This is a genomic window from Ramlibacter sp., from assembly GCF_028292805.1.
Classification (GTDB): Bacteria; Pseudomonadota; Gammaproteobacteria; order Burkholderiales; family Burkholderiaceae_C; genus Ramlibacter.
Genome location: NZ_JAQGLS010000032.1, coordinates 1 through 6,031, shown reverse-complemented (window position 1 = coordinate 6,031; position 6,031 = coordinate 1). Strand labels below are relative to the sequence as shown.

The following is a 6,031-nucleotide window of genomic DNA, read 5'->3' as shown; positions in this document are numbered from 1 at the left end:
CGCCGCGGCGCCCGGCAAGGTGACGGCCATCGACACGCATTGGATCTGGCAGGACGGCCAACGGCTGACCAAGGAACCGCTGAAGATCGAAGGCGGCTACGTGCGGGTGCCGGCGCAGCCCGGGCTGGGCATCGCGCTCGACGAGGCCGAACTGGACAAGGCGAACCGGTTGTACCAGCAACACGGGCTCGGTTCGCGCGACGATGCGATCGGCATGCAGTTTTTGGTGCCGGGCTGGAAGTTCGACCCCAAGCGCCCGGCGCTGGTCAGATAACGGTATTCCTCCTTTCCCCTGCGGGGAAAGGCCGGAATGGGGCGCTGCGGCATTCGTTCAGGCGCGGGGTGTGCCCGCACCCCAAACCCTCCCCCGCAAGCGAGTGAGGAAGACGAAGACAAGGAGCAAACGCATGAACATCGGATTCATCGGCCTGGGCATCATGGGCGCGCCCATGGCCCGCCATCTCGCCGACGCCGGCCACCAGCTGTACGTCCACACCCGCAGCAAGGTGCCCGCCACCATCGCCCAGACCATGGCAGTGACGTGCGCCAATGCCGCCGAGGTGGCGCGGCAGTCGGACGTGATCATCACCATGGTGCCGGACACGCCGGACGTGGAAGCCGTGCTGTTCGGCGCGGGCGGCGTGGCCGAGGCACTGCAGCCCGGCGCGGCCGGCGCGCGCAAGGTGGTGCTCGACATGAGCTCGATCTCGCCGATGGCCACCAAGGCCTTCGCGCAGAAGATCAATGCGCTGGGCGCCGACTATGTCGATGCGCCGGTGTCCGGCGGCGAAGTCGGCGCCAGGGCCGCCGCGCTGACCATCATGTGCGGCGGTGAGGAGGCGGTGTTCGAGCGCGTTCGCCCGCTGCTGGCAAAGATGGGCAAGAACATCACCCTGGTCGGCGGCGTCGGCGACGGCCAGACCACCAAGGTGGCCAACCAGATCATCGTGGCGCTGAACATCGCCGCCGTCGGCGAGGCCCTGCTGTTCGCCAGCAAGGCGGGCGCCGACCCGGCCCGGGTGCGCCAGGCGCTGATGGGCGGCTTCGCGGCCAGCCGGGTATTGGAAGTGCACGGCGAACGCATGGTCAAGCGCATCTTTGCGCCGGGCTTTCGGATCGCCCTGCACCAGAAGGACTTGGGGCTGGCGTTGCAAGGCGCGCGCGAGCTCGGCGTGGCCTTGCCGCAGACCGCCGGCGCCGCCCAGCTGATGCAGGTGTGCGCCGCCAACGACATGGGTGGCCTCGATCACTCGGCGCTGGTGCGGGCACTGGAACTGATGGCCGCGCACCAGGTCGCGCCCGACTGACACCATTTCAACGCAGGGAGACTGACATGACCATCACCCGCCGCCAGGCGCTCGCCACCGGCGCCGCCGCCATCGCCGCGCCGGCCGCCTTCGCCCAGGCCGACAAGTGGCCGTCCGGCCCGATCCGCATCGTCGTGCCGTATCCGCCGGGCGGCTCGTCGGACATCATCGCCCGCGCGATCGCCAACCTGCTGGGCGAGACGCTCAAGACCTCGGTGATCGTCGAGAACAAGCCCGGCGCCAACGGCAACCTGGGCACCGACTTCGTCGCCAAGTCGGCGCCGGACGGCCACACCTTCCTGCTGTGCGACGTGGGCGCGCTGGCGATCACGCCGTCGGTCTACACCAGGCTGCCGTTCGACCCGTCCCGGGACTTGCGCGGCGTGACCATGCTGGCCTACTCGCCGCACCTGCTGGTGGTGCACCCCTCGGTGCCGGCCAACAACCTCAAGGAACTGGTGGCCCTGTCCAGACAAAAGGACATGAACTTCGCCATCAGCGGCACCGGCGGCGCGCCGCATCTGGCCGGCGTGGCGCTGGCGCAGGCCAGCGGCGCCCGCTGGCAGTATGTGCCGTACAAGGGCGGCAGCCAGGCGATCCAGGACACGGTGGCCGGCCAGACCAACGTGATGATGAACGGGATGCTGGCCACGCTGCCGCACGTGCAGAGCGGCAAGCTCAAGGTGCTGGCGGTGTCCAAGCAGACCCGCATGCCGCTGATCGGCGACGTGCCGACCATCGCCGAGCAAGGCATTCCCGGCTTCGAGTCCGGCACCTGGCAAGGCGTGCTGGTGCCCAAGGCCACGCCGCAGCCGATCGTGCAGAAGCTCAACACGGCCCTGATCACCGCCATCCGCAGCGCCGACGTGCGTGCCCGCCTCGCCGGCCAGGGCGCCGAAGTGGTGACGATGACTCCGACCGAGCAAGACCAGTTCTTCGCTGCCGAACGCAAGCGCTGGGCCCAGGTGGTGGCGGCGGCCAACATCAAGATCGACTGAGGAAGCTGTCATGACGCAGGCCCCCTTGACCATCGCCATGCACGAGGCCGACAACGTGGCCATCGTCGCCAACCTGGGCGGCCTGCCGGCCGGCACCGTGCTGGCCTGCGGCCTGGTCCTGCGCGACACCGTACCGCAGGGCCACAAGGTGGCGCTGCTCGACCTGCCGGCCGGCGGCGTGGTGCGGCGCTACGACGTGCCCATCGGCTATGCGCTCAAGGACATCGCGGCCGGCAGCTGGGTGCACGAGCGGCTGCTGCAGATGCCGCAGGCACGCGGGCTGGAAGGCCTGCCGATCGCCACCGAGCAGCGCGCGCCGCAAGCACCGCTTCAGGGCTACACCTTCGAGGGCTACCGCAATGCGGACGGCTCGGTCGGCACCCGCAACATCCTGGCCATCACGCAGACGGTGCAGTGCGTCGCCGGCGTCACCGACTTCGCGGTGCAACGCATCAAGTCCGAGCTGCTGCCCAAATACCGGAACGTCGACGACGTGGTGGCGCTGGAGCACGGCTACGGCTGCGGCGTCGCCATCGACGCGCCCGACGCGGTGGTGCCGATCCGCACCCTGCGCAACATCAGCCTGAACCCCAACTTCGGCGGCGAGGTGATGGTGGTCAGCCTGGGCTGCGAGAAGCTGCAACCCGAGCGGCTGCTGCCGCCGGGAAGCATCCCGATCGCCGACCAGCGCGGCGCAGCGCCCGACCTGGACGTGGTGTGCCTGCAGGACGACGCCCATGTCGGCTTCATGTCGATGGTCGACTCCATCATGCGGCAGGCCGAGGAACACCTGCGCCGGCTCGACGTCCGCCGGCGCGAGACGGTGCCGGCCAGCGAGTTGGTGGTGGGCGTGCAGTGCGGCGGCAGCGACGCCTTCTCCGGCGTCACCGCCAACCCCGCCGTCGGCTACTGCTCCGACCTGCTGGTGCGGGCCGGCGCCAGCGTGATGTTCTCCGAAACCACCGAGGTGCGCGACGGCATCGCCCAGCTCACGGCGCGCGCCAGCACGCCGGAAGTGGCCGAGGCCATGATCCGGGAGATGGCCTGGTACGACGCCTACCTGCAGCGCGGCAGCGTCGACCGCAGCGCCAACACCACGCCCGGCAACAAGAAAGGCGGCCTGTCCAACATCGTCGAAAAGGCGATGGGCTCGATCGTCAAGTCCGGCTCTTCCACCATCACCGGCGTGCTCGCGCCCGGCGAGAAGCTCAGGCAGAAGGGCCTGACGTACGCGGCGACGCCGGCCAGCGACTTCATCTGCGGCACGCTGCAGCTGGCGGCCGGCATGAACCTGCACGTGTTCACCACCGGCCGCGGCACGCCCTACGGCCTGGCGCAGGTGCCGGTGATCAAGGTGGCGACGCGGACCGACCTGGCGCGGCGCTGGCACGACCTGATGGACGTCAACGCGGGCAAGATCGCCGACGGCACCGCCAGCATCGAAGATGTGGGCTGGGAGCTGTTCCAGCTGATGCTGGACGTGGCCAGCGGCCGCAAGAAAACCTGGGCCGAGCAGTGGAAGCTGCACAACGCGCTGGTGCTGTTCAATCCGGCACCGGTGACCTGAGACGCCGTGAAAGTGAACTGAATGCGACCGACCCTTTTGCAAGCCCTGCCCCTGCTGCCCTTCCTGGAGCAGCAACTGGCCGACACCTACGAAGTCCGGCAGCTGCCGCCCGCCGGTCCCGGCCGCGACCATTTCCTGGCCGTGCACGGCGCCGAGTTCCAGGCGCTGGCGACCTCCCCCGCGTTCGGCTTCGATGCCGCCTTGATCGGCGCCTTGCCCAAGCTGCGCGTCGTCTCCAGCTTCGGCGTGGGCCTCGACAAGCTCGACCTGGCGGCCGCCGCGGCGCGTGCCATCCCGGTCGGCTACACGCCGCACGTGCTGAACGACTGCGTGGCCGACGTCGCCTTCGGCCTGCTGCTGGACGTGGCCCGCAACCTGAGCGCCGCCGACCGCTACGTGCGCGCCGGCCGCTGGGCGGCGCAGCCGGCGCCGCCGTTTCCGCTGGGGCGGCAGGTGAGCAACGCCAGGCTGGGCGTGGTCGGGCTCGGCCGCATCGGCCGCACCATCGCGCGCCGCGCCAGCGGCTTCGACATGGAAGTGCGCTACCACTCGCGCCGGCCGGTGGACGGCGTCGCCTGGCAGCACGAGCCGCAGCTGCTGGAGCTGGCCCGCTGGTGCGACTTCCTGGTGGTGATCACCGCCGGCGGCGCCGAAACCCGGCATCTGGTGAACGAGTCCGTGCTGGACGCGCTGGGCCCCAAAGGCTACCTGGTGAACGTCGCCCGCGGCAGCGTCGTCGACGAGGCCGCATTGGTGCGGGCGCTGCGCGACAAGCGCATCGCCGGCGCCGGGCTGGACGTGTTCGAGCGCGAGCCGCACGTGCCGCCGGAGCTGTTCACCCTGGACAACGTCGTGCTGCTGCCGCACATCGCCTGCTCCACGGTGCAGACCCGCACGGCCATGGCGCAGCGCGTGCTCGACAATCTGTCGGCGTTTTTTGCCGGGACTCCGATGCCCAGCCAGGCCTGAGGTGCCCTCAGCCGGCCAGCAGTCGCCTGCCGGCTGGCGCGATCGGCACCTGCCGCTGAGCGCGGCGCCGTGCCCACTCCCACCTTCCAGGTCCAAACCATTTCAACTGCGTGGTTCCACGGCCCCACCGGCGGCCGGAACGGCGTAGCGTTGCAGTCAACAAGAGCTCCAGGAGACACCATGAAAGACATGCAGGAACCCACCTCGCAGGCCGAGCTGGCCTTGCGCGAGGCCGCGCGCGAGTACCACCGCACCCCGACGCGCGGCAAGATCGCCGTCATGCCGACCAAGCCGCTGTCGAACCAGCGCGACCTGTCGCTGGCCTATTCGCCCGGCGTTGCCTATCCTTGTTTGGACATCCAGGCCAACCCGGCGCTGGCAGCGGAATACACCTCGCGCGGCAACCTGGTTGGCGTGATCACCAACGGCACGGCCGTGCTGGGCCTGGGCGACATCGGGCCGCTGGCCGGCAAGCCGGTGATGGAAGGCAAGGGCTGCCTGTTCAAGAAATTCGCCGGCATCGACGTGTTCGACATCGAGCTGGCCGAGCGCGACCCCGACAAGCTGGTCGACATCATTGCGGCGCTGGAGCCGACGCTGGGCGGCATCAACCTGGAAGACATCAAGGCGCCCGAGTGCTTCTACATCGAGAAGAAGCTGCGCGACCGGATGAACATCCCCGTCTTCCACGACGACCAGCATGGCACGGCCATCATCTCGTCGGCGGCGCTGCTCAACGGGCTGGAGCTGGTCGGCAAGCAGATCGGCGAGGTGCGCGTGGCGGTCTCGGGCGCGGGCGCGGCGGCGCTGGCCTGCCTGGACGTGATGGTCGGGCTGGGCGTGCGCATCGAGAACATCTATGTCTGCGATTCCAAGGGCGTGATCTATGAAGGCCGGCCCGGCGGTTTTGACGAATCGAAGGCGCGTTATGCGCAAACCGGCAGCGAGCGCACCATGGCCGACGCGGTCAACGGCGCCGACGTGTTCCTCGGCTGCTCGGCGCCCGGCGTCCTGAGCCAGGACATGGTGAAGACCATGGCCGACAAGCCGATCATCCTGGCGCTGGCCAACCCCGAGCCCGAGATCCGTCCCGAGCTGGCCAAGGAAGTGCGGCCCGACTGCATCATGGCCACCGGCCGCTCGGACTACCCGAACCAGGTCAACAACGTGCTGTGCTTTCCCTACATCTT

At 69.3% G+C, this 6,031-nt stretch carries 6 protein-coding genes; all 6 read left to right on the top strand.

Going from position 1 to position 6,031, the window contains the following annotated elements:
- The coding region (locus JWP65_RS01730) for an enolase C-terminal domain-like protein (RefSeq protein ID WP_367280460.1) at nt 1–274 on the top strand (274 nt) is incomplete at its 5' end.
- The gene (locus tag JWP65_RS01725) at nt 204–1,307 is read left to right on the top strand and encodes a 2-hydroxy-3-oxopropionate reductase (protein WP_299759752.1); all 1,104 of its coding nucleotides are present in this window, start codon (nt 204–206) and stop codon (nt 1,305–1,307) included. The genes JWP65_RS01730 and JWP65_RS01725, both read left to right, overlap by 71 nt.
- A 26-nt stretch (nt 1,308–1,333) precedes the next feature.
- A complete protein-coding gene (locus tag JWP65_RS01720) occupies nt 1,334–2,305 on the top strand; it encodes a tripartite tricarboxylate transporter substrate binding protein (protein WP_299759751.1) in 972 nt (323 codons plus the stop codon).
- Between the two features lie 10 nt (nt 2,306–2,315).
- The gene (garD, locus tag JWP65_RS01715; RefSeq protein ID WP_299759750.1) at nt 2,316–3,872 is read left to right on the top strand and encodes a galactarate dehydratase; all 1,557 of its coding nucleotides are present in this window, start codon (nt 2,316–2,318) and stop codon (nt 3,870–3,872) included.
- Between the two features lie 21 nt (nt 3,873–3,893).
- Nucleotides 3,894–4,841, top strand: coding sequence for a 2-hydroxyacid dehydrogenase (locus JWP65_RS01710; protein ID WP_299759749.1), 948 nt, complete (start codon nt 3,894–3,896; stop codon nt 4,839–4,841).
- Between the two features lie 189 nt (nt 4,842–5,030).
- Nucleotides 5,031–6,031, top strand: a 1,001-nt coding sequence (locus JWP65_RS01705; RefSeq protein ID WP_299759753.1) for a malic enzyme-like NAD(P)-binding protein, incomplete at its 3' end; no start/stop codon positions are given.

Bases quoted from the DNA above. Each gene is read 5' to 3' on its own strand.
- JWP65_RS01725 (WP_299759752.1), top strand. From the start codon at position 204: ATGCGATCGGCATGCAGTTTTTGGTGCCGGGCTGGAAGTTCGACCCCA.
- JWP65_RS01720 (WP_299759751.1), top strand. From the start codon at position 1,334: ATGACCATCACCCGCCGCCAGGCGCTCGCCACCGGCGCCGCCGCCATC.
- garD (WP_299759750.1), top strand. From the start codon at position 2,316: ATGACGCAGGCCCCCTTGACCATCGCCATGCACGAGGCCGACAACGTG.
- JWP65_RS01710 (WP_299759749.1), top strand. From the start codon at position 3,894: ATGCGACCGACCCTTTTGCAAGCCCTGCCCCTGCTGCCCTTCCTGGAG.